We start from the raw sequence: 22,926 nt of genomic DNA on the forward strand, positions 1-22,926 counted from the left end.
CCCTTACTGACGCACACGGCACGGGCTAGGGTGGCCAACGTACAAGCACTCGCGGGAGCCCGGGCGCACCGGGCTGAGAGGGAGGCTGGCGGCCTCCGACCGTACGAACCTGATCCGGGTCATGCCGGCGAAGGGAGGGGGCTGGACGCCCATGTCGTCTACACCCACGTCAGACGTCCTTGTCGTCGGGGGCGGGATCATCGGACTCGTGACCGCCTGGCGGGCCGCGCAGCGCGGGTTCGCCACCGCGGTGGTGGATCCGGCGCCGGGCGGCGGAGCGGCCCAGGTGGCGGCCGGGATGCTCGCCGCCGTCACCGAACTGCACTACGGCGAGCAGACGCTGCTCGGCCTCAACCTGGAGTCCGCGCGCCGCTATCCGGACTTCGTCGCCGAGCTGACCGAGGCCACCGGCCAGGACCTCGGCCACCGCCGGTGCGGCACGCTCGCCGTCGCCCTGGACGCCGACGACCGTGCCCAGCTGCGCGAGTTGCACGCGCTGCAGCAGCGGTCGGGCCTCGCGTCGGAGTGGCTGAACGGGCGCGAGTGCCGCCGCCTCGAGCCGATGCTCGCGCCGGGGGTGCGTGGGGGGCTCAGGGTCGACGGCGACCATCAGATCGACCCGCGCCGCCTCGCCCAGGCCCTGGTGACGGCATGCGAACGCGCCGGGGTCGTCTTCCACCGCGTGTGGGCCGAGCGGCTGACGGTGGTGCGGGAGCGCGCCGCCGGAGTCCGGGCCGCCGACGGCACCGACCTCGCCGCCGGGCAGGTCGTCCTCGCCGCGGGCAGCCTCAGCGGGCGTCTCGCGGGCGTACCGGACGAGGTCCTGCCGCCCATACGCCCCGTGAAGGGGCAGGTGCTGCGGCTGACCGTGCCGAAGGGGTACGCGCCGTTCCTGAGCCGTACCGTGCGGGCCGTCGTCCGGGGCAGCCAGGTCTATCTGGTGCCGCGCGAGAGCGGCGAGCTCGTCGTCGGCGCGACCAGCGAGGAGCTCGGCTGGGACACGACGGTCACCGCGGGCGGGGTCTACGAGCTGCTGCGGGACGCGCACGAGCTGGTCCCCGGGATCACCGAGCTGCCGCTCACCGAGACCCGAGCGGGACTGCGCCCGGCTTCCCCGGACAACGCGCCGTTGCTCGGCCCGACGCAGCTGGCGGGTCTGCTGCTGGCCACCGGGCACTACCGCAACGGCGTCCTGCTCACCCCCGTCACCGGTGACGTCATGGCGCACGTGCTGACCACCGGGGAGCTGCCGGACGAGGCCCGGCCCTTCACCCCCCGGCGCTTCACCGCCGCACTCACGGAGCAGCCCGCATGAACATCTCGGTCAACGGGGAGCCCCGGCAGGTGGCTCCCGGCACCCCGCTCGACACGCTCGTGCGCACCCTCACCGCGGCCCCCTCGGGCGTGGCCGCCGCCCTCAACGAAACCGTCGTTCCGCGCACGCAGTGGTCGTCGACGCATCTGTCCGAGGGGGACCGCGTCGAGGTCCTCACCGCCGTCCAAGGAGGCTGACCCATGGCCGAGGATCCCTTCGTCCTCGGAGGTACGACCTACTCGTCCCGGCTGATCATGGGGACCGGCGGGGCGCCCAGCCTCGATGTGCTGGAGCGGGCGCTGGTCGCCTCCGGCACCGAGCTGACGACGGTCGCGATGCGGCGCGTGGACGCCTCGGCGCACGGGTCCGTGCTGTCCGTGCTCGACAGGCTGGGCATCCGGGTGCTGCCGAACACGGCGGGCTGCTTCACCGCGGGCGAGGCCGTGCTCACCGCCCGCCTCGCGCGTGAGGCGCTGGGCTCGGACCTGGTCAAGCTGGAGGTCATCGCCGACGAGCGGACCCTGCTGCCCGACCCGATCGAACTGCTGGACGCGGCCGAGACCCTGGTCGACGACGGATTCACCGTGCTGCCGTACACGAACGACGATCCCGTCCTGGCCCGGAGGCTGGAGGACGTCGGCTGCGCCGCGATCATGCCGCTCGGCTCCCCGATCGGCTCGGGGCTCGGCATCCGCAACCCGCACAACTTCCAGCTGATCGTGGAGCACGCGCGCGTGCCGGTCATTCTGGACGCGGGCGCGGGTACGGCGTCGGACGCGGCGCTGGCGATGGAGCTGGGGTGCGCGGGCGTGATGCTCGCCTCGGCCGTGACCCGGGCCCAGGAGCCGGTGCTGATGGCCGACGCCATGAGGCACGCGGTGGAGGCGGGACGGCTGGCCTACCGGGCGGGGCGCATTCCGCGCCGGCACTTCGCGGAGGCGTCCTCCCCGGCGGAGGGCCTGGCCCGGCTGGACCCGGAGCGGCCGGCCTTCTGAGGCCCGCTCCCGGCGCCGAGGATGTGCGGCATGCGTCACAGCTGCGCTGCAGTCGGGCCCGGTATCGGCGGAACGGCCGGGGCCGACAGTGCGCCCTCGTACACTCACCTGCGTGGATACGACCCTTCATGACCCTCTCGTCGGGCAGCTGCTCGACGGCCGCTATCGCGTCGACGCGCGCATCGCGGTCGGCGGGATGGCCACGGTCTACCGGGCCGTGGACACCCGCCTCGACCGCGTCCTCGCGCTCAAGGTGATGCACCCGACGCTGGCCGCCGACGCCTCGTTCGTCGAGCGTTTCATCCGTGAGGCCAAGTCGGTCGCGCGCCTCGCCCACCCGAATGTGGTGCAGGTCTTCGACCAGGGCACCGACGGGTCGTACGTCTACCTGGCGATGGAGTACATCGCCGGATGCACCCTGCGCGACGTGCTGCGCGAGCGCGGGGCGCTGCAGCCGCGTGCCGCCCTCGACATCCTGGAGCCGGTGCTGGCCGCGCTGGGCGCCGCCCACCGCGCGGGGTTCGTGCACCGCGACATGAAGCCGGAGAACGTCCTGATAGGGGACGACGGCCGGGTCAAGGTGGCCGACTTCGGTCTGGTACGGGCCGTGGACACCGTCACCAACACGACGGGCGCCGTTCTCGGCACGGTGTCGTACCTCGCCCCCGAGCAGATCGAGGACGGTACGGCCGACACCCGGGTCGACGTGTACGCGTGCGGCGTCGTCCTCTACGAGATGCTCACCGGGAACAAGCCGCACCACGGCGACTCCCCCGCCCAGGTCATCTACCAGCACCTCAACGAGGACGTGCCGCCGCCGTCCGCGGCCGTGCCGGGGCTGCCGCTGGAGCTCGACGAGTTGGTCGCGTCGGCGACCGCGCGCAACCCCGAGCTGCGCCCGCACGACGCGGTGGCCCTGCTCGCCGAGGTGCTGGAGGCACGCGGCGCGCTCACCACCGAGCAGCTGGACGCCGTACCGCCGCGGGCCATCGCCGCGGCGCACGACAACGCCGAGGACCGGACGAGCGTGATACCGCGCCCGGTGCCGGCGAACCCGGTGGACGGGGACGCCGTACTCAACCGGACCAGCCGGTTCGAGAGCCCGGCGCCCGAGCCCCGTCGGCGCCCCGAGCGCGCCCGGCGCGGACTGCTCGCGCTCGCCCTCGCCGCGTTGGTGGTGTTCGGCGTCGGTACGGGCGTCTGGTACATCAACTCCGGCCAGTTCACCAAGGTCCCGCCGCTGCTGGCGAAGACCGAGGCCGAGGCGCGGGCGCGGCTGAAGCGGGCCGGGCTGGAGGTCAGACGGGTCGAGCACGCCTACAGCGACACGGTCGAGCGCGGCACGGTGATCAGCACCGACCCGGCGGCGGGCGCGCGGATACGCTCCAACGACTCGGTGACGCTGACCCTCTCGGAGGGTCCCGAGACGGTCCGGGTGCCCGATCTGAAGGGCCTGCCGCTCAACGAGGCGCAGGACCGGCTGAAGAAGGACGGCCTGGTCGCGGGCATGGTCACGGACGCGTTCAGCGAGGACGTGCCCAAGGGCCAGGTGATCGGCACGGATCCGGGTGCGGGCACCCAGCGCCACGGCGGTTCGGCGATCGCGCTCACCGTCAGCAAGGGCGCGCCGGTGGACGTGCCGGATGTCACGGGCGCCTCCATCGACGAGGCCACCACGCAGTTGCAGGACGCGGGCCTTCAGGTGAAGATCGCCGGCACCCAGGTCACCTCGGAGTTCGACGCCGGGAAGGTCGCCCGGCAGTCGCCGGACGGGGGCAAGCAGGCAGGCGAGGGCGACACGGTCACGCTGACGATCTCCAAGGGCCGCGAGATGGTCGACGTGCCGGACGTGGTCGGCGACAAGGTCGACGACGCGAAGAAGGCGCTCCAGGCCGCGGGCTTCCAGGTCGAGGAGGACCGCGGGCTGCTGGGCCTGTTCGGCGACACGGTGAAGAGCCAGTCGGTGAAGGGCGGCCAGAAGGCGCCGAAGGGGTCGACGATCACGATCCAGATCCGGTAGCGGCCGCGGCGGGAGGGGGCCCCGGGGAACAGGGGACGGCAGTTCCCGGGGGGAAGGTCAACTGGGCCTGGAATCTTGACCTTTGCCCCCTCCGCCGCACCCGCGTGCTACCGCTACTATGGCGGCTCCGCGGGCGGTGGGACCCGGCGGAGCGCGACATCGGGGGGAGAGGCGTGGTGGTCGAACCGGTCGCCGAGCTGGCCGCCACCGACGACTGGCAGGTGAGCATCCTCGGACCCACGGGGAAGCCGGTGGGCGGCGGCGTGCTCGTTTCGCCCAGGTATGTGCTGACCTGTGCCCACGTCGTGACGACCGCCCTGGGCAGGCGTCTGGAGGACGACCCCCACGGCACGGTCACCGTCGCCCTGAACAGCGGGCTCGCGCTGCGGGGTTCACCCGGTGGCGGGCACCGCTACACCGGCGGAAGCCATCACGAGGACTTCTCGGTGCTCATCCTGCACGGCGATCTGGCGCCGACCGGCGGCGGGTTGCCCTCGTCGCACACCCACCTCTCCAGCGGCACCTACACGGCCAGACGCCCGATGCAGGTGTACGGCTACCCGCAGGGCCAGCCGGACGGCGTGTGGGCCGACTGCCTGATGGCGGGCCGGGGCGGCCGGGAGGGCGCGCTGATCCAGCTGAACGACGCCCCGGGCACCGGACGCCGGGTCGCCAGGGGGTACAGCGGCTGCGGTGTGAAGGACACCGCGACGTCCCGCGTGGCGGGGCTGGCCGTCCTGCGCGACAAGTCGCCCGAGGCGGGCGTCACCTGGATGATCCCGATGGCCCGGCTCGCCGAGTCCTGGCCGCCGTTGCGCGCCGCCCTGGCCCTCTCCGAGGAGCGGGCGTCGGCCCGGCACCTGCCGAGGTTCCCGGACCATCCCGAGGACGACCCGTTCGACCCGGAGGCCATGGACGACCTCTACCGGCTGCTGCTGGACGGTGCGTTCTCGCTGCCCGGCCTGGTCGCACTGCGCGACGAGGCGCTCGGGCCCGTGCGCCGCCCCTGGCAGGGGGCTCCCGAGGACATCCTCGGCATCGTGCACGACCTCCAGCACATCGCCCAGGCCGGACGGCCGGTCCCACCGCTGCTGGCCTTCGTGGCCGCGCTGTCCCGGCGGATGCCGGGCACCCGCGGACAGGAGCTGGCCCGCTGGGTGCGCGGCCGGGCCGGGCACTGCACCCCGGTGGTCGACCCGGCACCGCTCCTGGCCCGGCGGGTACGGCCCGCCGCAGGGACCGCCCGGTGGACGTACGCCACCTTCCAGATCACCCCGGCGACACCGAGCCGGCACTATCTCCTCGACGTCTTCCGGCAGGACGAGGGGGCGCCGCGCGAGGCCGTCCACCAGTCCACCCGGGCCATGCGGCTGGGGCAGCTGGAGCAGCTGGTGGTCGACGAGATCACCCGCATGCGCCGGGAACGCGCCATGGACTCGCCGGAGTTGTTCGTGGAGTTCGTGCTGCCCCGTGAGCTTCTCGCCCGCCCGGTCGACGACCTGCGGATGGCCACTCCGAGCGGCGCAGAGGTGCGCTTAGGGGTGGTGCACCCGGTGGCCGCACGCAGCCTTGAGCGCCAGAACGCGTCGGAATGGGTCGACTGGGGGCATAACTGGTCCCGTAAGTGGGACAGGATGAAGGCGTTGACCGCACTCTCGGGAGAGGGCGTGGTGGATGTGATCCCTGCCCGCAACCAGGACGGAACGCCCTACGAGGCGCTGTTCGCCGCGCTGTACGCGGAGGACGGCCCGGTCGCGCTCGTCCTCGGCTTCCCGCCGAAGGTGCCCAGGAAGCGGGCGCCGGACGCCGAGTTCGACGCGCCCCTGGACGCGGGGATCCCCACGCTGGTCTGGGCACACGACGAACGCGACGCCCAGCGCGTCGTCACCGAACTGCTGCCTCGGATGAGGGAGTCGAGCCCGCACGCGGTACCCCAGGCGGTGCTCAGGGCACGCCGGGGTGAGCGGGCGCGCGGCCCCGGCGTGGGCCGCCCGCCCACGGAGGCCGGTCTGCGCGTGGGGTTCCTCTGGGATCCCTTCGACCGGCTGCCCCCGCACACCCCACTGGCCCCGCCGGCCCCGCATACCCAGCTCGCCCAGCTCACCCGGCCCGCCCCGTACACCCCACCCGCCCCTGCCCCTCGGAGGTGACCACTCGTGACCGAGACCGGAACCCCGCAGACGCCCGCGTGGTGGGTCTACCGCGGTGACGGCATTCCGCACAACGCCATCGAACGGCTGCCGGATCCGCCGACATGGCGTCCGCTGCAGCGGGGGATGCCGCCCCAGGACACCCCGGTCGCGTTGCCCCCGGCCGACGCCGGGCGGGGCCGGGTCTTCCAGGCCGACCGCGAGCTGGTCGACGTGGTCAACGCGGCTCTGCTGCTGCGCCGACCGCTGCTGCTGACCGGCCGCCCCGGCACCGGCAAGTCGACGCTCGCGCACGCGGTCGCCTACGAACTCGGGCTGGGGCCCGTCCTGCACTGGCCCGTGACCTCACGCACCACTCTCAAGGACGGGCTGTACGCGTACGACGCGATCGGGCGGCTGCACGAGGCCAATCTGCAGCGTGCGGGCCTGGAGACGAGCGGCGGCACCGGGGACATCGGCCGCTTCCTGCGGCTCGGCCCCCTGGGCACGGCGCTGCTGCCCCGGCGTCGTCCGCGCGTCCTGCTGATCGACGAGCTGGACAAGAGCGACATCGATCTCCCCAACGACCTGCTGACCGTGTTCGAGGAGGGCCGCTTCCCCATCCAGGAGCTGCTGCGGTTGCCTCCCGACCAGCGCAGCGTCCAGGTGCAGACCGCGGACGGCGGACAGGAGCTCGTCACCGACGGTCAGGTGACCTGCTGGTCCTTCCCGTTCGTGGTCATCACGTCCAACGAGGAGCGCGAGTTCCCCGCGGCCTTCGCCCGGCGCTGTCTGCGTTACGACATCGAGCCGCCGGGGCCCGAGCGGCTCGCGGCGATCGTCGCCGCGCATCTGGGCGCGGAGGCGCTGGAAGAGGCACGCCCCCTGATGGAGGAGTTCCTCTCCGAGCAGAACGGCGGCAGCGTGGCCGTCGACCAGTTGCTCGCGGCCATCCAATTGGCCCGCGCGGGTGCGGACGAGGATCCCGAACAGTGGCAGGATCTGCTGCGCACCGTCTGGCGTCACCTGGAAACGGGGCCCTGATGCCTTTCGAACCGCCGGAGCGCTCCGCTCCGGATGCCCGGGAGATCGCCGAAGTCCTGTGGCTCGCGGCCCGGTTGGCCGATTCGCGCGAGGACCCGGTGCCGTCTCCGGCTGCCACACGCCCGCACTCGCTGTCCGGGATCACCGGACCGGTGGAGCCCGGCGTGCCCCGGCGTGCCCGCGACCGGTCCACCGAGCGGGATGCGTCCGACGGCCCCGGGCACGCCCCATCGCTGGGCCTTCCCGGTCATGCACCGCAGCTGCATGTGCAGAGGGTCCGGGCGCCGGCCCACCATATGGGCCCGGCCCTCCCCGCCCTGCCGGTGCGCTCCCCCGGCGTGCGCCCGCTGCCGAAGGCGGTCGAGCTGGGCAAGGCACTGCGCCCCCTGCGCCGCCGTGCCCCCTCCGCCGTACGACAGCGGCTGGACGAGGAGGCGACGGCCGAGCGGGCCGCGCAGACCGATGTCTGGGAGCCGGTGCTGGTCCCCGAGGACGAGCCCTGGCTCGACCTGCTCCTGGTGGTGGACACCGGTGAGTCGATGGTGCTGTGGGACGGCGCGGTGGCCGAGCTGCGCACGGTCCTGCGGCGCGTGGGAGCCTTCCGCTCCATCACCGTGCGCTGGCTGGAGCATCTCCCGGACGGCCGGGTGGACGTGCGCGGCACCCCGCCACCGTGGACCGGGGGCGCCAGCCGCCGCGTCCGGGATCCCGGGCGGCAGGTGCAGCACTCGCCGCGCGGTGCGCTGCTCGTGCTCAGCGACGCCATCAACACCGGCTGGCGCTCGGGCGCCGTGGACCGGCTGCTGGCCCGCTGGGCCCGCTCCCGCCCCACCGCGGTGGTCCAGCCGCTCGACCGCAGGCTGTGGCACCGCACCGCCTTACGCCCCCTGCCGGTGACCCTGAAGGCCGCCCGGCCGGGAGCGCCGAACAGCGATCTGCGCACCGACACCGACCATCCGCACCCGTTGGTGCCCGTCGTCGAACTCGCGCCCTCGGCGCTGCAGATGTGGGCGCGGATGGTCGCCCAGCCGGAGACCTCGCCGTTCCAGGGATACGCGGTGTGCCCACTCGCCGACGTACGCCCGGTGACGGCCCCGCCCGAACTCGGGTCCACGCCGGCGGACGAGCCGGGGCTGTCGCCGTTGGACCGGGTGCTCGCCTTCCGGGCCGCCGCCTCCCCGCAGGCGTTCGAACTGGCCGGCTATCTGTCGGCCGCCCCGCTCTTCCTGCCGGTGATGCGGCTGGTGCAGAAGGTCATGGCACCGCGCACGACGCCCTCGCACCTGGCGGAGGTCTTCCTGTCCGGACTGCTGCACCCGGTCCACGGCGACCGTCCGGGGCCCGGCGAGGAGACCGAGTTCGACTTCCCGGAACCCGTGCGCGCACTGCTGCTCGGCTCGCTGCACCGGCAGGAGAGCCGCCGCGTCCTCACGGCGGTGTCGGACTATCTGGCCGAGCACTCCTCGGCGCCCTACCGGTTCGACGCCACCCTGGCCGACCCCGCCGCCGAGCTGCCGTCCCGGATCAGCTCCGAGAGTCTGCCCTTCGCCAAGGTCGACGCCGCGGTCGCCGACGCGCTGGGCGGGGGTTTCGCCACCCGCGCCCGCAAGCTGCGCAGCCTCATCTCCGGCCACTCCCCACGGCGGGGTAATGGTGACGGAACGTCGCCATACGATTACGTTGTGACCGACACCACCTCGATTCAGACCAGTGCCGAAGCGGAAGCCGGCCGTTTCCACCAGGCCGGCGCCGACGCTCACACGGCGGGGGCGCACGCGCCGACGGGGGAACCGTCCGGGCAACCAGCGGAAAGGGAAGCACCCGTGGCCGAGTCCGCGTCTCGACTGGCCGAAGTCGACGGCCCCGCGAGCACCATGGCGACGTCCGGCGGTCCTCTGCAGACCATCACCCGTCCCATGCGGTTCGAGCAGAACATCCCTCAGGTGTGGGGTCGCCGCATTCCACCGAGGAACCACAACTTCACCGGAAGGGACGAGCTCATCACCCAGCTCCACGCCCGTCTGGAGGACCGGCGCGCGGCGATCGTGCCGCAGGCGTTCTTCGGCCTCGGTGGCGTGGGCAAGACCCAGCTGGCCGTCGAGTACATCTACCGGTACCAGTCGCAGTACCAGCTCATCTGGTGGATCAACGCCGAGGACCCGGCAGTGGTCCGATCGTCCATCGCCGCGCTCGCACCGCATCTGGGCCTGCAGGCCCCGAGCGGTGACGAGGCGCTTCCACTCGTCCTGAACGCGCTGCGTCTGGGCTCCCCCTACCGCCGGTGGCTCCTCGTGTTCGACAACGCCGACCGGCCCGAGGACCTGGAGGAGTACTTCCCCTCCGGCGAGGGCCACATCCTGATCACCTCGCGCAACCAGAGCTGGGCCGGGCATGCCCATCCCGTCTCGGTGGACGTCTTCTCCCGCGAGGAGTCGATCAGGTTCCTGCAGCGCCGGGTGCCCGGTATGCCCGCCGAGGACGCCTCACGGCTGGCCGAGGCCCTCGGCGACCTTCCGCTGGCCATCGAGCAGGCAGGCGCCTGGCACGCCGAGACGGCCATGTCGGTCGACGAGTACCTGCAGCTGCTTCGAGAACACGCGAGTCGGCTCCTGGACACCTCGGTCCCCTCCGGCTACCCGCACTCGGTGGTGGCGACCTGGAACCTGGCGATGGAACGGCTGGCCCAGCGCAACCCGGCGGCCGTCCAGCTGCTGCGGCTGTGCTCGTGCATGGCTCCGGAGCCGATCAGCTGGTCCCTGCTGCGCAGCGCCGCCTTCGCCCCGCTGCCCTCCCCCCTCGCCGAGGCCCTGCGCGACCCCGTGGAACTGGGCCTGGCCACCCGGGAGATCGGCCGGCTCGCCCTGGCCAGGATCGACCACCGCAGCAACAGCCTCCAGATGCACCGGCTGGTGCAGGCGGTGCTCTTCAACCAGATGACCCCGCAGGAGCAGGAGGACACCTACCACCTCACCCATGTGCTGCTGGCCGCCGCCGACCCGCAGGATCCCGAGGACAACGACAACTGGCGCCGGTACGCGGAACTGCGGCCGCACATCAGGCCCACCCGGGCCGTCGAGTGCGACTACCGCGAGGTGCGGGACCTGGTCATCAACGAGGTCCGCTACCTGTATCTGCACGGCGACTACACCGGCGGCACGGAACTGGCCGAATTCACCCGCAAGGAATGGCAGCAGCGCCTCGGCGAGGACCACCCCCAGACGATGCGGATCACTCGCTCGTACGCGAATTTGATCCGCAACTTCGGCCGGTTCGAAGAGGCACGGGACATCAACGCGGACCTCCTGGAGCGGACCCGCCGGGTGTTCGGCGAGGACCACGAGGAGACGCTGGCGATCGCCAACAGCAGCGCGGGCGACCTGCGCGTGCTCGGCGACTTCGAGCAGGCGGCCGGCCGGGACGCCGACACCCTGGAGCGGTTGACCAGGAGTTTCGGCCGCGACTATCCGCTCGCCCTGATGTCGGCCGCCAACCACGCGCTGGACCTGCGGCTGCTCGGCCGCTTCCAGGAGGCGCTGGAGCTGGACGCGGACACGTATGAGCGACGGGTGCGCATCTTCGGCCCCGACGACCCCATCACCCTGGTGGTGGCCGCGAACTACGCCCGTGACCAGCGGGAGCTGGGCGACTACCGGGGCTCGACCGACTCGCTGCGGGCGCTCTACCCGAAACTGCGTGACAGTCAGGGCCGTGAGCACCCCTACACCCTGGACGTGGCGAAGAACCTCGCCGTGTCGCTGCGCGCGATGGGCGCCTACGAGGAGGCGTACGAGCGGTCCGCCCGTACGGTGGAGCGCTACCGGGCCCGGTACGGCGAGGGTGATCTCAACACCCTTGCCGCGGTCGGCAACTACGCCGTCGACCTGCTGCTGCGCAGCGAGCTGGAGGAGGCCGAGAGCCTGGCGGCCCAGACGGTGGCGGGCTACGAACAGCTCTTCGGCGCGAGCCACCCCTACGTCCCGATGACCGAGACGAACCACGCCCTCGTCCTGAGCGCGCTCGGAGAGCACGAGCGGGCGCTGTCCATCAACCTCGCGGCCCACGAGAAGCTGGGCGAACGCTTCGGCCCCGAGCACAACTGCACCCTTCGCTGTGGGGTCAACCTCGCCAACGACCTGCACGCCGCGGGCCGGTTCGACGAGGCCGCCCAGGGCAACACATGGAACCTCCAGACCCTGCGCGCCACGCTCGGGCCCGATCACCCGGTCACGCTGGTGTGCGGCGGGAACCTCGCGCACGACCTGAAGTCGCTGGGCCGCGACGAGGAGGCGGCCACGCTGCTGGACGAGGTCCTCGAACGGTTCACGCGCACCCTCGGACGGGACTATCCGGTGGCCGAGGTGTTCGCGAGGGGCGAGCGCGCGTTCTGCGACATCGAGACGCCCGTGTTCTGAACGGTGCCACCGGCCCCGGCCTCCCCCGGCGCCCCGGCAGGTGCGCCCGGGGGGCCGACCGCGAGCCAGGCCGCGAGCGCCAGGGGGTCGGGGCCCCGGTCGCGGCCGGACACCGTGCTCTCGGCGTCCCGTGTGCCCTCGGCGGTCAGCTCCAGGTACAGGGCCCGGACGAGTTCGGTGCGATGGCGCAGGACCTCGGCCCCGGGCAGCCGCTCCTCGGCGGCCGAAGCGGCGAGCTGCGCCCAGCGTTCGACGCGGTGCGGCTGGGCCCTGGCGGCGTCGGCGGCGGCGCGGGCCGGACGGGACCGCTCGGCCCCGCGCTGGCGGGCCGCCCACCGGCCGAGTTCCGGGCCCGGCCCCTGCACGGGCCCCCGGGCCGCCCGCACCTCGTCCGCGGGCAGCCGTCCGTGCGGCCGGGCGGCCCGCCACCGTGCGGCCAGCCGCTTCGTCTCCCCGGCGTCGGTCACCGCCCAGCGCAGCCGCCAGGCGGCCTCGTTGCCCGTCTCCACCCGGGCCACCGCCCGTCGCAGCCGCTCGTCGGCGCCCGCGCCTGCCGGGTCCTCGCCGTGGACGGTCTCGGCGGCCCGGGTGAGGAAGCGGGTGCCCAGCTCGGTGAGCCGGACCCGCGCCCATGCCTCGGACAGTCCCCGTTCGGCGTGCGCCCGGGTCTGTGCGTACCGCCACACCGCGTCGGCCTGTTCGGGCCCCTGCCGCTTGCCGCTGCGGTCCCGCCAGAAGGCCAGGTCGCCGAGGTGGGCGTAGATGCCCTGGAGCAGCCCGCCGGGCGGCCGTGGGTCGGGTCTCCAGGGCGCGTACAGCCGGGGCGGGCCGCCGGGTTCGTACAGCGTGACCAGGTCCGTAAGGGCGCTGAGCTTGCTGTGCTGGAACTCGTGCAGCAGGGTCAGCGCGAGCCGTTCGGGGTCGGCGGGCCAGGAGGCGAGCACGGTGCCGAAGGCGTGTCGCGAGGTGGATGAGGCGACTCCGCGGGCTGGTGCGGGCAGGGGCACGATCGCGTTCAGCCCTGCCACCAGTTCCTCCGCACGCCGTGGGTGGCTCTCGACGAGCAGCTCCCAGGCCGGCTGGAGGAGGCCCTGCCAGGCGTCCGGACCGGCGCGGGCGGTGTCCAGCGAGGGCAGACGCGGATCGGCGGTCTCCAGCGGCAGTCTCAGCGTCACACCGCGGTGCCGTGCTTCGAGCACGGCGACGGGGGACCAGTCGCGACCGACCCGGAACGGATCGCGCGGCAGGGTCACCGTGCGCCCCGCGAGACGGATCGCCACGGGACAAGGGCCCGCCACGGCATCGCCGGGCGCTCCCGCCGACGGGCCCGGCGTCCCCGGCTCCACCGGGCCCGTCCGTTCCGGGCATCGGGTTCCCTCGCCGGTCACCACCAGCGCCTCGTCCTCGTCGCCCATCCGCAGGGCCGTCCCCAGCCCCGGCAGCCGCAGCGTGCCCTCGTGCACGGGCACGGAGATCTCCGCGGCGGCGCCCGCGCGCACGGCGGCCACGGTCGCGAGGGCCGCGAGGTCCCGGGCCGTGCAGCGGCCCCGCCGGTGCTCCGGGCAGTCGCGCGCGGCGCGGTGCGCCCAGGGCCCGAACGAAGGCCCCTCGACGACCGTCTCGACCGCCGTGGGTGCCGTGCGCTCCACCCGGGACAGCAGTTCGGCGGCCTCCCGGGCGACCGCGCCGCACGGTCCGTCCAGGACGTATCGCAGCAGCAGGAGGTTACGGCTGCGCCGGGCCCGCCGCAGGAGTGCCACGGCCTCCGCCCCGCCCTCCCCGCCGGCGAGGGCGTCGAAGACGGTGTCCGGGACGACGTAGGACCTGATCACCGGGTCTGCTCCACCGGGCGGGGGAGCCGGCCGCGCATGTGGCGGATGAGCAGGAGCAGATCGGTGCAGTAGACGGTGGGCCATCGGTAGCCGGCGCCCGGCCGGTAGCGGTGCCCGAACTCGCCGCCGCCGCACACGGACAGCTCGGGACAGCGCAGGCACGCGCCGGCCAGCGCGCGTTCGCCGGCCTGCCGGGCGGCGAAGCCCGGGTGCAGGAGCACGTCGTCGAACGAGTTCCGGAACACGTCGAGGCCGCTGGCGGAGGCGCCGTCGTGGCCGGTGCGCAGCGTGTCGTTCTGGTGGATGGCCCCGTCCGCCTCCACGAAGACGGAGACGGTCCGGGTGATCCCCACCCAGTCCAGACGGCTGCGTCCGCCGAGCAGGGTGTGCAGCAGCTCGTCCAGCATCCGCACCGACGTCTCCTTGCGCGGAGCCTGTGCCCAGCGGTCGAAGACGGCGGCCAGCCATCTGCCGTACGCGCCGGGCGGCCCCTGGGGCGGCGCGCCCCAGTGGGCGTGCGGCAGCAGGAAGTCGATCACGGGTGGCCGGGTGGGCAGCAGCGACTCGTAGACGGCCACCGGGTCGCTGGCCGCGTCGATGGTGCACAACAGCCCCGCGTACAGGTCCGGGTGCTCCCCCGACAGCCGCCGCAGCCCGGCCATGACCCGGTCGTACGAGCCCCGGCCCGCCGCCGTGCGGCGATGGGCGTCGTGCGCATCGCGGTCCCCGTCGAGGCTGACGCCGACGCGTATGCGGTGCTCGGCGAGCACGTCCAGCATGCGGCCGCTCAGCAGGGTGCCGTTGGTCTGGACGGTGAAGTCCGCCTCGGCGCCCGCCTCGCCGACGATGTCACGCACCGTCCGGGCGAGGTGGGCGACGCCCTCGGGCCCCGCGAGCAGCGGCTCGCCGCCGTGCAGCACGATCCGCACCCGCTGCAGGCCGTGGCGCGCGGCGTGCTCGGCGATGCGGCGCGCCGTCTGTCGCAGCGTGCCCGGTGCCATCGCGTGGGGCTGGCGGCGCCAGGTCTGATCGGCGTGCTCGTAGATGATGCAGTAGTCGCAGGCGAGATTGCACCGGCTGCGTATCTTCAGGACGAACTGCCGCAGCGGGACCGGCCGCCAGCCCTCGTCGAGGAGCGCGGCGACGTCGACCGCCGGATGGTCAGGCGCTCGCCTGCCAGCTGGTGTATTCGTCCTCATCGGACTCCGCGGCCTCCGCCCGCAGCCGCTCCAGGGCCACCGCCAGCACCGACCCCGGAACCGCGCGCAGTTGGTCGATCGTGAACCCGGCAACGTCCGGCAGCGCGCACTCGACCCCCGTCGTCTCATCCATGCCCGTGCCCCTTTCGCCCTCCGGGACATCCGGCACCCGGCCCCCGCGCCACGGCACACCGGCCGCACCCGCATGGTAGGCGGATCCCGCCACCTGCGGGAGAACGCCCGCGACCCGCACGGACAGATCCGGACACCCTGGTGCGCGGGCCCCGCCGGGCCCGGCTACCGCTCCCACACGGCCCGTACGACAAGATGCGCCTCCCCCGTCGCCTTCGCCAGCACCGCGCCCGTCTCCCCGCTCAGCTTGACCCCGAACTCCAGCTCCAGCTTCTTCGGCGCGACGTCCAGGGAGGTGATGCGGGCGTGCGCCTCGGCGGCCATGCGTCTGATGCCGTCGAGCGCCTCGCCGAGTCCCTCCTGGGCGCGCCGGACGACGGTGCTCCCGTTGACCGAGATCTCCTCCAGGCCGTACACGTCCTCGTCCACCGGCTCGACGAGGACCCGGCCGCCGTCCGGCAGCGCGAAGCTGACCACGTCCCCCATGCGTACGCCTCCCCTGACTGTGCGCGCCGTGCGCCAGTGCAGTCGTACCCTCAACGGAGGGCTCCCGCACCCCTCCTGGCATCCTTGACGCGATATGAGCCGAACGCCCTTCCCCTTCCCTTCCCGCAATCCCGTCGGCAGCCACGTCCCGGTGGCCGGCGGTCTGCACTCCGTCGGGCTGTCCTACGCACGCGGCCTCGGGGCCGAGACCGTGCAGGTGTTCGTCGCCAATCCGCGCGGCTGGGCGACGCCTCCCGGCAATCCGCGGCAGGACGAGGCGTTTCGGGCCGGGTGCGCGGCCGAGTCGATCCCGGTGTACGTGCACGCTCCGTATCTGATCAACTTCGGCTCGCACACCGAGGAGACGGTCGAGAGGTCCGTGGAGTCCCTCCGGCACTCGCTGCGCCGGGGCCGTGAGATCGGGGCGCTGGGCGTCGTCGTGCACACCGGCAGCGCGACCGGCGGCCGGGAGCGGGCCGTGGCCCTGAGGCAGGTGCGGGAGCGCATGCTGCCGTTGCTGGACGAGCTGACGCACGACGACGACCCCCGTCTGCTGCTGGAGTCCACCGCGGGCCAGGGCGCGTCCCTGTGCTCGCGCACCTGGGACTTCGGCCCGTACTTCGAGGCCCTGGACGCGCATCCCATGCTCGGCGTCTGCCTCGACACCTGTCATGTCTTCGCCGCCGGGCACGACCTGACCGGGCCGGACGGGATGCACCGGACGCTGGACCTGCTGGTGGACACCGTCGGCGAGGGACGGCTCGGGCTGATCCACGCGAACGACTCCAAGGAGGTGGTCGGCGCCCACCGCGACCGTCATGCGAACATCGGCTCCGGCCACATCGGCGAGGACCCGTTCCGTGCGCTGATGACCCACCCGGCCACCGCGGGCGTACCCCTGATCATCGAGACGCCCGGTGGCAAGGAGGGGCATGCGGCGGATGTGGAGCGGCTGAAGAAGCTGCGGGAGGGCTGAGCCGGCGGGCTCACCGGCACCCCGTCGCCGTGGGTCAGAGCTCGGGGCCGTCCCCGGGCTGCTCCTGGTAGGAGTAGCGCTGTTCCTTCCACGGGTCGCCGATGTTGTGGTAGCCGCGCTCCTCCCAGAAGCCACGGCGGTCGGCTGTCATGTACTCGACGCCGCGGACCCACTTGGGGCCCTTCCAGGCGTACAGGTGCGGGACGATCAGGCGCAGGGGGAAGCCGTGTTCCGCGGTGAGCAGCTCGCCGTCCTTGTGGGTGGCGAAGATCGTGCGGTCGGAGGCGAAGTCTTCGAGGCGCAGGTTCGAGCTGAATCCGTACTCGGCCCAGACCATCACATGCGTGACCGTGGGCGCGGGCGGGGCGATCTCGAGGATCGTACGCGCCGGGACACCGCCCCACTCGGCTCCGACCATGCTGAACTTGGTGACGCAGTGCAGATCGGCCACGACGGTCGCGTAGGGCAGCGCCGTGAACTCCTCGTGGTTCCAGCAGTGCTTCTCGCCGTCCGCGGTGGCGCCGAAGACCCTGAACTCCCAGCGCTCGGGGCGGAACTTGGGGACGGGCCCGTAGTGCGTGACCGGCCAGCCCCGCTGCAGTCGCTGTCCCGGCGGAAGTTCGAGCCGTGCCGCTTCTCCAGATTCGCGCTCCACCGGATGACCCATGACTCCATCCTGACAGACCGCGGAGGGTGCAGATGACCAGCGGGGGGTAGAATCGGGCAACTCCTACTAAGCATGTACTTACTGGACGCTTCTGTACTTACTGGACACTCCTGGGCGCCGATGCAATCATGCGCCGCAACCTGCCACTCCGCGCCTGGAAGGAGCCCGCGCCATGCAGGGCGACCCCGAGGTCATCGAATTCCTCAACGAGCAGCTGACCGGTGAGCTGACCGCGATCAACCAGTACTTCCTGCACGCGAAGATGCAGGAGAACCTCGGCTGGTACAGGCTCGCCGCGTACACGAGGCGCGAGTCGTTCGACGAGATGAAGCACGCCGAGGTGCTCACCGACCGCATCCTCTTCCTGGAGGGACTGCCCAACTACCAGCGGCTCTTCCATGTGCGGGTGGGACAGACGGTCAAGGAGATGTTCGAGGCCGACCGGCAGATCGAGATGGAGGCGATCGACCGGCTCAAGCGCGGTGTCACGGTCATGCGGGAGAAGGGCGACATCACGTCCGCGAACATCTTCGAGTCGATCCTCGCGGACGAGGAGCACCACATCGACTACCTGGACACCCAGCTGGATCTGGTGGACAAGCTCGGCGAGGCGCTGTACATCTCGCAGATCATCGAGCAGCCGGAGGGCTAGGCGGCTTCGTCCAGGGTGTCCGTGGCGGCGAACACCGACGCGCCCCGGTCGGCCGACTCGCGGCGGGGGCAGGCACCACGACCGAGCAGTGCCTGGATCCGCCGTACGCACGAGCCGCAGTCCGTGCCCGCCTTGCAGGCCGACGCTATCTGCCGGGGGGTGCAGGCGCCGTTCTCCGCGTGCCGCTTCACCTGCTGCTCGGTGATCCCGAAACAACTGCAGACGTACACGCGGTTCACCTCCCGACGGGATCCATGCGTCATGCCATCCCGCTGACCGGTGAGGCAAGGCAAACCTAACCTTACCTGGACATGGGGCCCCGCAAAAGTGAGGTGGGGCGCGGACCCTGTGTGATCCGCGCCCCACTCGGCCGCCGGTAAGCGCAGGCGGCTACTGGTCCCGGTACATCTCGGCGACGAGGAACGCCAGGTCGAGGGACTGGCTGCGGTTCAGACGCGGGTCGCACGCCGTCTCGTAGCGCTGGTGCAGATCGTCGACGAAGATCTCGTCGCCGCCGCCCACGCACTCGGTGACGTCATCGCCGGTCAGCTCCACATGGATGCCGCCCGGGTGCGTGCCGAGCGCCTTGTGGACCTCGAAGAAGCCCTTGACCTCGTCCAGCACGTCGTCGAAGCGACGGGTCTTGTGCCCGGAGGCCGCCTCGAACGTGTTGCCGTGCATCGGGTCGGTCACCCAGGCCACCACCGCGCCCGACGCCGTGACCTTCTCGACCAGCTCGGGGAGCCGGTCGCGGATCTTGTCCGCGCCCATGCGGACGATGAAGGTCAGCCGGCCCGGCTCGCGCTCCGGGTCCAGGCGCTCGATGTACCGCAGCGCCTCCTCGGCCGTCGTCGTCGGGCCGAGCTTGATGCCGATCGGGTTGCGGATCCTGGAGGCGAACTCGATGTGCGCGCCGTCCAGCTGACGGGTGCGCTCACCGACCCACACCATGTGCCCGGACACGTCGTACAGCTGCCCGGTGCGCGAGTCGACCCTGGTCAGAGCGGACTCGTAGTCGAGCAGCAGGGCCTCGTGCGAGGAGTAGAACTCGACGGTCTTGAACTCCTCCGGGTCCGCGCCGCAGGCGTGCATGAAGTTCAGCGCGTTGTCGATCTCCCGCGCCAGCTGCTCGTAGCGCTGCCCGGACGGCGACGACCTCACGAAGTCCTGGTTCCAGGCGTGCACCTGGCGCAGGTCGGCGTAGCCGCCGGTGGTGAAGGCGCGCACCAGGTTGAGCGTCGAGGCGGACGCGTTGTACATCCGCTTCAGACGCTCGGGGTCCGGAACGCGGGCCTCCTCGGTGAAGTCGAAGCCGTTGACGGAGTCTCCGCGGTAGGTCGGCAGGGTCACGCCGTCGCGGGTCTCGGTGGGCTTCGAGCGCGGCTTGGAGTACTGGCCGGCGATACGGCCGACCTTCACGACCGGCACCGAGGCGGCGTACGTCAGCACGGCGCCCATCTGGAGCAGTGTCTTGAGCTTGTTGCGGATATGGTCGGCGGACACCGCGTCGAAGGCTTCCGCGCAGTCGCCGCCCTGAAGCAGGAACGCCTCGCCCCTGGCGACGGCTCCCATCCGGGCACGCAGCTCGTCGCACTCGCCCGCGAAGACGAGCGGCGGATACGACTCGAGGTCCGCGATCACTGCGCGCAGAGCCTCGGGGTCGGGGTACTCGGGCTGCTGCGCCGCGGGCAGGTCTCGCCAGGTGTTGCCAGCGCTCGGGCCGGTCTTAGCGTTCACGGTCACCCCCTAAACATTACGGGGTCGTGTCCACTCCTCAGCGATGCGCTCGACAGATGAGACGACCCGTCCCGCCCACGCCGGGGGCTCGTGTAGGGTCAGAGGCATGTTCGCGCACTCGACCCAGAACCAGAACTGGTGGTGGACCGCTCGTCCGGCGGCCCACTGACTGCGCGTACGCAGAACTTCGCGAAGGCCGCCCGAGGGGCGGCCTTCGGTGTTCTCGCGACCCGGGCCGTTCCCTCTCCCGCAGATGATCCGCAGAGAAGGAACCCGCCCCATGAAGCTGCTCGCCCTGCTGGACGATCCCCGTCCGTTCGCCCTGCTGCGCCGCCGTACCCCCGGACGCGATCAGGACACCGTCGAGGTGCTGATCGGCCCGGTCGCCGCCTACGAGCGGCTGGCCGACCTCCCCGACGAGGGGCTGGCCCTCGTCCCGTTCCGCCAGATCCGCGAGCGCGGCTTCGACGTGCGCGACGACGGCACACCCCTGCTGGCCCTGCGGCCCGAGGAGTCCTACGAGATCCCCCTGGACCAGGCCCTGGCGCAGCTCCCCGGACACCAGGTCCGCGTCCAGGCCGGCGGCTTCGACATCGCCGACGAGGAGTACGCCGGGATCGTCGAGCGGGTGCTGCGCGAGGAGATCGGGCGAGGCGAGGGCGCGAACTTCGTGATCCGCCGCACGTACGAGGGGGAGATCCCGGGGTTCGGCCGGGCCGACGCCCTGGCGCTGCTGCGGCGGCTGCTGGTCGGTGAGCGGGGGGCGTACTGGACCTTCGTCGTGCACACCGGCGAGCGCACGCTGGTGGGGGCCAGCCCCGAGGTGCATGTGCGGATGTCCGGCGGCACCGTCGTGATGAACCCGATCAGCGGGACGTACCGCTATCCCGCCGACGGCCCGACGCCCGAGGACCTGCTCGCCTTCCTCGCCGACGGCAAGGAGATCGAGGAGCTGTCCATGGTCGTCGACGAGGAGCTGAAGATGATGTGCACCGTCGGCGACATGGGCGGGGTGGTCGTCGGACCGCGGCTGAAGGAGATGGCCCATCTCGCGCACACGGAGTACGAGCTGCGCGGGAGGTCCACGCTCGACGCGCGCGAGGTCCTGCGGGAGACCATGTTCGCGGCGACCGTCACCGGCTCCCCCGTGCAGAACGCGTGCCGGGTGATCGAGCGGTACGAGCACCTCGGGCGGGACGGTGTCGGCCGCGGCTACTACGCGGGCGCGCTCGCGCTGCTCGGCCGGGATGCCGGGGGCGCGCAGACCCTCGACTCCCCCATCCTCATCCGCACCGCCGACATCGACGCGCACGGACGGCTACGGGTGCCGGTCGGGGCCACGCTGGTCCGCGGGTCCGACCCGGCGGGCGAGGTCGCGGAGACGCACGCCAAGGCGGCCGGGGTGCTGGCGGCGCTCGGGGTGCGTGCGGCCCGGCCGCGCGAGGAGCGGGCACGGCCCCGGCTGGCGGAGGACCCGCGGGTGCAGGCGGCGCTCGACGGGCGGCGCGCCCGGCTCGCGCCGTTCTGGCTGAGGATGCAGGAGGGGACCTCGGACCTCTCCGGGCACGCCTTCGTCGTCGACGGGGAGGACACGTTCACCGCGATGCTCGCGCACGTCCTGCGGTCGTCGGGTCTTGAGGTGACGGTACGGCGGTACGACGAGCCGGGGCTGCGGGAGGCGGTGCTCGCGCACGAGGGTCCGGTGGTCCTCGGTCCCGGACCCGGTGACCCGTCGGACGTGGCCGACCCCAAGATGCGGTTCCTGCGGGAGCTGACGGCGCAGATCATCCGGGGGCACCGGCACCGGGTGCTGGGCGTCTGTCTGGGCCATGAGCTGATCGCGGCCGAGCTGGGCCTGGAGATCGTCCGCAAGGACGTGCCCCACCAGGGCGCGCAGACGGAGATCGACCTGTTCGGGCGGCCGGAGACGGTCGGCTTCTACAACAGCTTCGTGGCGCGCTGCGACGACGAGACGGCTGCCGAGCTGGCCGCGCACGGCGTCGAGGTCAGCCGCGGCGGCAGCGGCGAGGTGCACGCGCTGCGCGGGCCGGGGTTCGCGGGCGTCCAGTTCCACCCGGAGTCGGTGCTGTCGGTGGGCGGCTCGGCGGTCGTACGGGAGCTCATGGGGCAGCTGGACGCGGGGGTGACGAGCCCGTTCGCCGAGCGGCGCCCGGCCCGGTAGTCGGGGTCGTCGCCGCCCCGGCCGGGTCCCCGCGGCGCCGGGGCGGCGGGCCCGGCGCCGACGGGGAGCGCCGTCAGCCGAAGAAGCCGAAGGGAGCGCCGTCAGCCGAAGAAGACGCCGACTTCCTCGTACAGCTTCGGGTCGACCGTCTTCAGCTTGGCCGTGGCCTCCGAGAGCGGTACGCGGACGATGTCCGTGCCGCGCAGGGCGACCATCTTGCCGAAGTCGCCGTCGCGGACCGCCTCGATGGCGTGCAGCCCGAAGCGGGTGGCGAGCCAGCGGTCGAAGGCGCTGGGCGTGCCGCCCCGCTGCACATGGCCGAGCACGGTCGTGCGGGCCTCCTTGCCCGTCCGCTTCTCGATCTCCTTCGCCAGCCATTCGCCGACGCCCGAGAGGCGGACGTGCCCGAACGAGTCCCGCGACTCGTCCTTCAGCACCATCTCGCCGTCCTTCGGCATCGCCCCCTCGGCCACGACCACGATCGGCGCGTACGAGGCCCTGAACCGGGACGTGACCCATGTGCAGACCTGGTCGACGTCGAAGCGCTGCTCGGGAATGAGGATGACGTTCGCCCCACCGGCCAGCCCGGAGTGGATCGCGATCCAGCCGGCGTGGCGTCCCATCACCTCGACCACGAGGACGCGCATGTGCGACTCCGCCGTCGTGTGCAGGCGGTCGATGGCCTCGGTCGCGATGTTGACGGCGGTGTCGAAGCCGAAGGTGTAGTCCGTGGCGGAGAGGTCGTTGTCGATGGTCTTCGGCACGCCGACGACCTGGACGCCGTACTCGTCGGCCAGGCGCGCCGCGACCCCCAGGGTGTCCTCGCCGCCGATCGCCACGAGTGCGTCGACCTCGGTCTTGGCGAGGTTGTCCTTGATCCGGCGGATGCCGTTCTCCTGCTTGAGGGGATTGGTGCGCGAGGAGCCGAGGATCGTGCCGCCGCGGGGCAGGATGCCGCGCACGGCGGGGATGTCGAGCCGGACGGTGTCGCCTTCGAGGGGTCCCCGCCAGCCGTCCCGGAAGCCGACGAAGTCGTAGCCGTACTCCTGCACGCCCTTGCGGACGATGCCCCGGATGACGGCGTTGAGCCCGGGGCAGTCGCCGCCTCCGGTCAGTACTCCGACCCGCATGGAAATGTCCCTTCGCCG

19 protein-coding genes and 1 riboswitch are annotated in these 22,926 nt (G+C 72.5%); of the genes, 11 read left to right on the forward strand and 8 right to left on the reverse strand.

Features of this window, described 5'->3' with window-relative positions; translation table 11 throughout:
- Positions 1 to 41: 41 nt before the first annotated feature.
- A riboswitch (TPP riboswitch) is annotated at positions 42 to 153 on the forward strand.
- The 7 genes from thiO (at position 152) to fxsT (ending at position 11,915) form a co-directional block, all read left to right on the forward strand.
- Positions 152 to 1,315: a glycine oxidase ThiO gene (thiO, locus tag ASC56_RS14935; protein WP_055491859.1), complete on the forward strand. Its 1,164-nt coding sequence runs from the start codon at positions 152 to 154 to the stop codon at positions 1,313 to 1,315. Its footprint overlaps the riboswitch before it by 2 nt.
- On the forward strand, positions 1,312 to 1,512 hold the full coding sequence (gene thiS, locus ASC56_RS14940) for a sulfur carrier protein ThiS (RefSeq protein WP_055491860.1): 201 nt from the start codon (positions 1,312 to 1,314) through the stop codon (positions 1,510 to 1,512). The genes thiO and thiS overlap by 4 nt, the downstream gene beginning before the upstream one ends.
- A gap of 3 nt (positions 1,513 to 1,515) precedes the next feature.
- Positions 1,516 to 2,310: a thiazole synthase gene (locus ASC56_RS14945; protein WP_055491861.1), complete on the forward strand. Its 795-nt coding sequence runs from the start codon at positions 1,516 to 1,518 to the stop codon at positions 2,308 to 2,310.
- Positions 2,311 to 2,422: 112 nt separating this feature from the next.
- A complete protein-coding gene (gene pknB, locus ASC56_RS14950; RefSeq protein WP_055491862.1) occupies positions 2,423 to 4,330 on the forward strand; it encodes a Stk1 family PASTA domain-containing Ser/Thr kinase in 1,908 nt (635 codons plus the stop codon).
- A 173-nt stretch (positions 4,331 to 4,503) separates the two neighbouring features.
- Positions 4,504 to 6,480 (forward strand): trypsin-like serine protease, encoded by a 1,977-nt coding sequence (locus tag ASC56_RS14955; protein WP_055491863.1) that lies wholly within the window; start codon positions 4,504 to 4,506, stop codon positions 6,478 to 6,480.
- A 6-nt stretch (positions 6,481 to 6,486) separates the two neighbouring features.
- The gene (locus tag ASC56_RS14960; RefSeq protein WP_055491864.1) at positions 6,487 to 7,503 is read left to right on the forward strand and encodes a MoxR family ATPase; all 1,017 of its coding nucleotides are present in this window, start codon (positions 6,487 to 6,489) and stop codon (positions 7,501 to 7,503) included.
- Entirely contained in the window at positions 7,503 to 11,915 is a 4,413-nt protein-coding gene (gene fxsT, locus ASC56_RS14965) for an FxSxx-COOH system tetratricopeptide repeat protein (protein ID WP_055491865.1), read from the forward strand. The genes ASC56_RS14960 and fxsT overlap by 1 nt, the downstream gene beginning before the upstream one ends.
- Here the strand turns inward: fxsT and ASC56_RS14970 are convergent.
- The 4 genes from ASC56_RS14970 to ASC56_RS14985 form a co-directional block, all read right to left on the reverse strand.
- Complete coding sequence (locus tag ASC56_RS14970; protein ID WP_055491866.1) at positions 11,846 to 13,747, reverse strand: HEXXH motif-containing putative peptide modification protein; 1,902 nt, start codon at positions 13,745 to 13,747, stop codon at positions 11,846 to 11,848. The two genes, fxsT and ASC56_RS14970, sit on opposite strands and share 70 nt — an antisense overlap.
- Positions 13,744 to 14,946: an FxsB family cyclophane-forming radical SAM/SPASM peptide maturase gene (locus ASC56_RS14975; protein ID WP_079102503.1), complete on the reverse strand. Its 1,203-nt coding sequence runs from the start codon at positions 14,944 to 14,946 to the stop codon at positions 13,744 to 13,746. Before ASC56_RS14975 ends, ASC56_RS14970 begins: the two co-directional genes overlap by 4 nt.
- Entirely contained in the window at positions 14,909 to 15,079 is a 171-nt protein-coding gene (locus ASC56_RS40605; protein WP_159039651.1) for a hypothetical protein, read from the reverse strand. The genes ASC56_RS14975 and ASC56_RS40605 overlap by 38 nt, the downstream gene beginning before the upstream one ends.
- A 164-nt stretch (positions 15,080 to 15,243) precedes the next feature.
- Positions 15,244 to 15,564, reverse strand: a complete 321-nt coding sequence (locus ASC56_RS14985; protein WP_055491868.1) for a CU044_2847 family protein — start codon at positions 15,562 to 15,564, stop codon at positions 15,244 to 15,246.
- A gap of 94 nt (positions 15,565 to 15,658) precedes the next feature.
- Between ASC56_RS14985 and ASC56_RS14990 the strand changes: the two genes are divergently transcribed.
- Positions 15,659 to 16,540, forward strand: coding sequence for a deoxyribonuclease IV (locus tag ASC56_RS14990; RefSeq protein ID WP_055491869.1), 882 nt, complete (start codon positions 15,659 to 15,661; stop codon positions 16,538 to 16,540).
- A 34-nt stretch (positions 16,541 to 16,574) separates the two neighbouring features.
- Here ASC56_RS14990 and ASC56_RS14995 read toward each other — a convergent pair whose 3' ends face one another.
- Complete coding sequence (locus ASC56_RS14995; RefSeq protein WP_055491870.1) at positions 16,575 to 17,207, reverse strand: sulfite oxidase-like oxidoreductase; 633 nt, start codon at positions 17,205 to 17,207, stop codon at positions 16,575 to 16,577.
- Positions 17,208 to 17,379: 172 nt separating this feature from the next.
- On the opposite strand from ASC56_RS14995, the gene bfr reads away from it, so the two are divergent.
- Positions 17,380 to 17,859: a bacterioferritin gene (bfr, locus tag ASC56_RS15000; protein WP_055491871.1), complete on the forward strand. Its 480-nt coding sequence runs from the start codon at positions 17,380 to 17,382 to the stop codon at positions 17,857 to 17,859.
- Here the strand turns inward: bfr and ASC56_RS15005 are convergent.
- Together ASC56_RS15005 and ASC56_RS15010 are read right to left on the reverse strand one after the other, a co-directional pair.
- A complete protein-coding gene (locus ASC56_RS15005; protein WP_199835991.1) occupies positions 17,856 to 18,089 on the reverse strand; it encodes a bacterioferritin-associated ferredoxin in 234 nt (77 codons plus the stop codon). The genes bfr and ASC56_RS15005 overlap by 4 nt on opposite strands.
- A 160-nt stretch (positions 18,090 to 18,249) precedes the next feature.
- Positions 18,250 to 19,602 (reverse strand): class II 3-deoxy-7-phosphoheptulonate synthase, encoded by a 1,353-nt coding sequence (locus ASC56_RS15010; RefSeq protein ID WP_055491873.1) that lies wholly within the window; start codon positions 19,600 to 19,602, stop codon positions 18,250 to 18,252.
- A gap of 100 nt (positions 19,603 to 19,702) precedes the next feature.
- Between ASC56_RS15010 and ASC56_RS43110 the strand changes: the two genes are divergently transcribed.
- Positions 19,703 to 19,765, forward strand: coding sequence for a trp operon leader peptide (locus ASC56_RS43110; protein ID WP_351226422.1), 63 nt, complete (start codon positions 19,703 to 19,705; stop codon positions 19,763 to 19,765).
- Between the two features lie 111 nt (positions 19,766 to 19,876).
- Positions 19,877 to 21,778, forward strand: coding sequence for an anthranilate synthase family protein (locus ASC56_RS15015; protein WP_055491874.1), 1,902 nt, complete (start codon positions 19,877 to 19,879; stop codon positions 21,776 to 21,778).
- 101 nt (positions 21,779 to 21,879) lie between these two features.
- On the opposite strand, the gene ASC56_RS15020 is transcribed toward ASC56_RS15015, so the two are convergent.
- Positions 21,880 to 22,908 carry a 6-phosphofructokinase gene (locus ASC56_RS15020; RefSeq protein WP_055491875.1) on the reverse strand — a complete coding sequence of 343 codons (1,029 nt, stop codon included), beginning with the start codon at positions 22,906 to 22,908 and terminating at the stop codon, positions 21,880 to 21,882.
- Between the last annotated feature and the right edge of the window lie 18 nt (positions 22,909 to 22,926).

The organism is Streptomyces sp. TP-A0356 (assembly GCF_001417775.1).
GTDB lineage: Bacteria > Actinomycetota > Actinomycetes > Streptomycetales > Streptomycetaceae > Streptomyces.

Coding starts and splice junctions, on each gene's coding strand:
- thiO (WP_055491859.1), top strand. CDS start 152: ATGTCGTCTACACCCACGTCAGACGTCCTTGTCGTCGGGGGCGGGATC.
- thiS (WP_055491860.1), top strand. CDS start 1,312: ATGAACATCTCGGTCAACGGGGAGCCCCGGCAGGTGGCTCCCGGCACC.
- ASC56_RS14945 (WP_055491861.1), top strand. CDS start 1,516: ATGGCCGAGGATCCCTTCGTCCTCGGAGGTACGACCTACTCGTCCCGG.
- fxsT (WP_055491865.1), top strand. CDS start 7,503: ATGCCTTTCGAACCGCCGGAGCGCTCCGCTCCGGATGCCCGGGAGATC.
- ASC56_RS14975 (WP_079102503.1), bottom strand. CDS start 14,946: ATGAGGACGAATACACCAGCTGGCAGGCGAGCGCCTGACCATCCGGCG.
- ASC56_RS40605 (WP_159039651.1), bottom strand. CDS start 15,079: ATGGATGAGACGACGGGGGTCGAGTGCGCGCTGCCGGACGTTGCCGGG.
- ASC56_RS14985 (WP_055491868.1), bottom strand. CDS start 15,564: ATGGGGGACGTGGTCAGCTTCGCGCTGCCGGACGGCGGCCGGGTCCTC.
- ASC56_RS14990 (WP_055491869.1), top strand. CDS start 15,659: ATGAGCCGAACGCCCTTCCCCTTCCCTTCCCGCAATCCCGTCGGCAGC.
- ASC56_RS14995 (WP_055491870.1), bottom strand. CDS start 17,207: ATGGGTCATCCGGTGGAGCGCGAATCTGGAGAAGCGGCACGGCTCGAA.
- bfr (WP_055491871.1), top strand. CDS start 17,380: ATGCAGGGCGACCCCGAGGTCATCGAATTCCTCAACGAGCAGCTGACC.
- ASC56_RS15015 (WP_055491874.1), top strand. CDS start 19,877: ATGAAGCTGCTCGCCCTGCTGGACGATCCCCGTCCGTTCGCCCTGCTG.
- ASC56_RS15020 (WP_055491875.1), bottom strand. CDS start 22,908: ATGCGGGTCGGAGTACTGACCGGAGGCGGCGACTGCCCCGGGCTCAAC.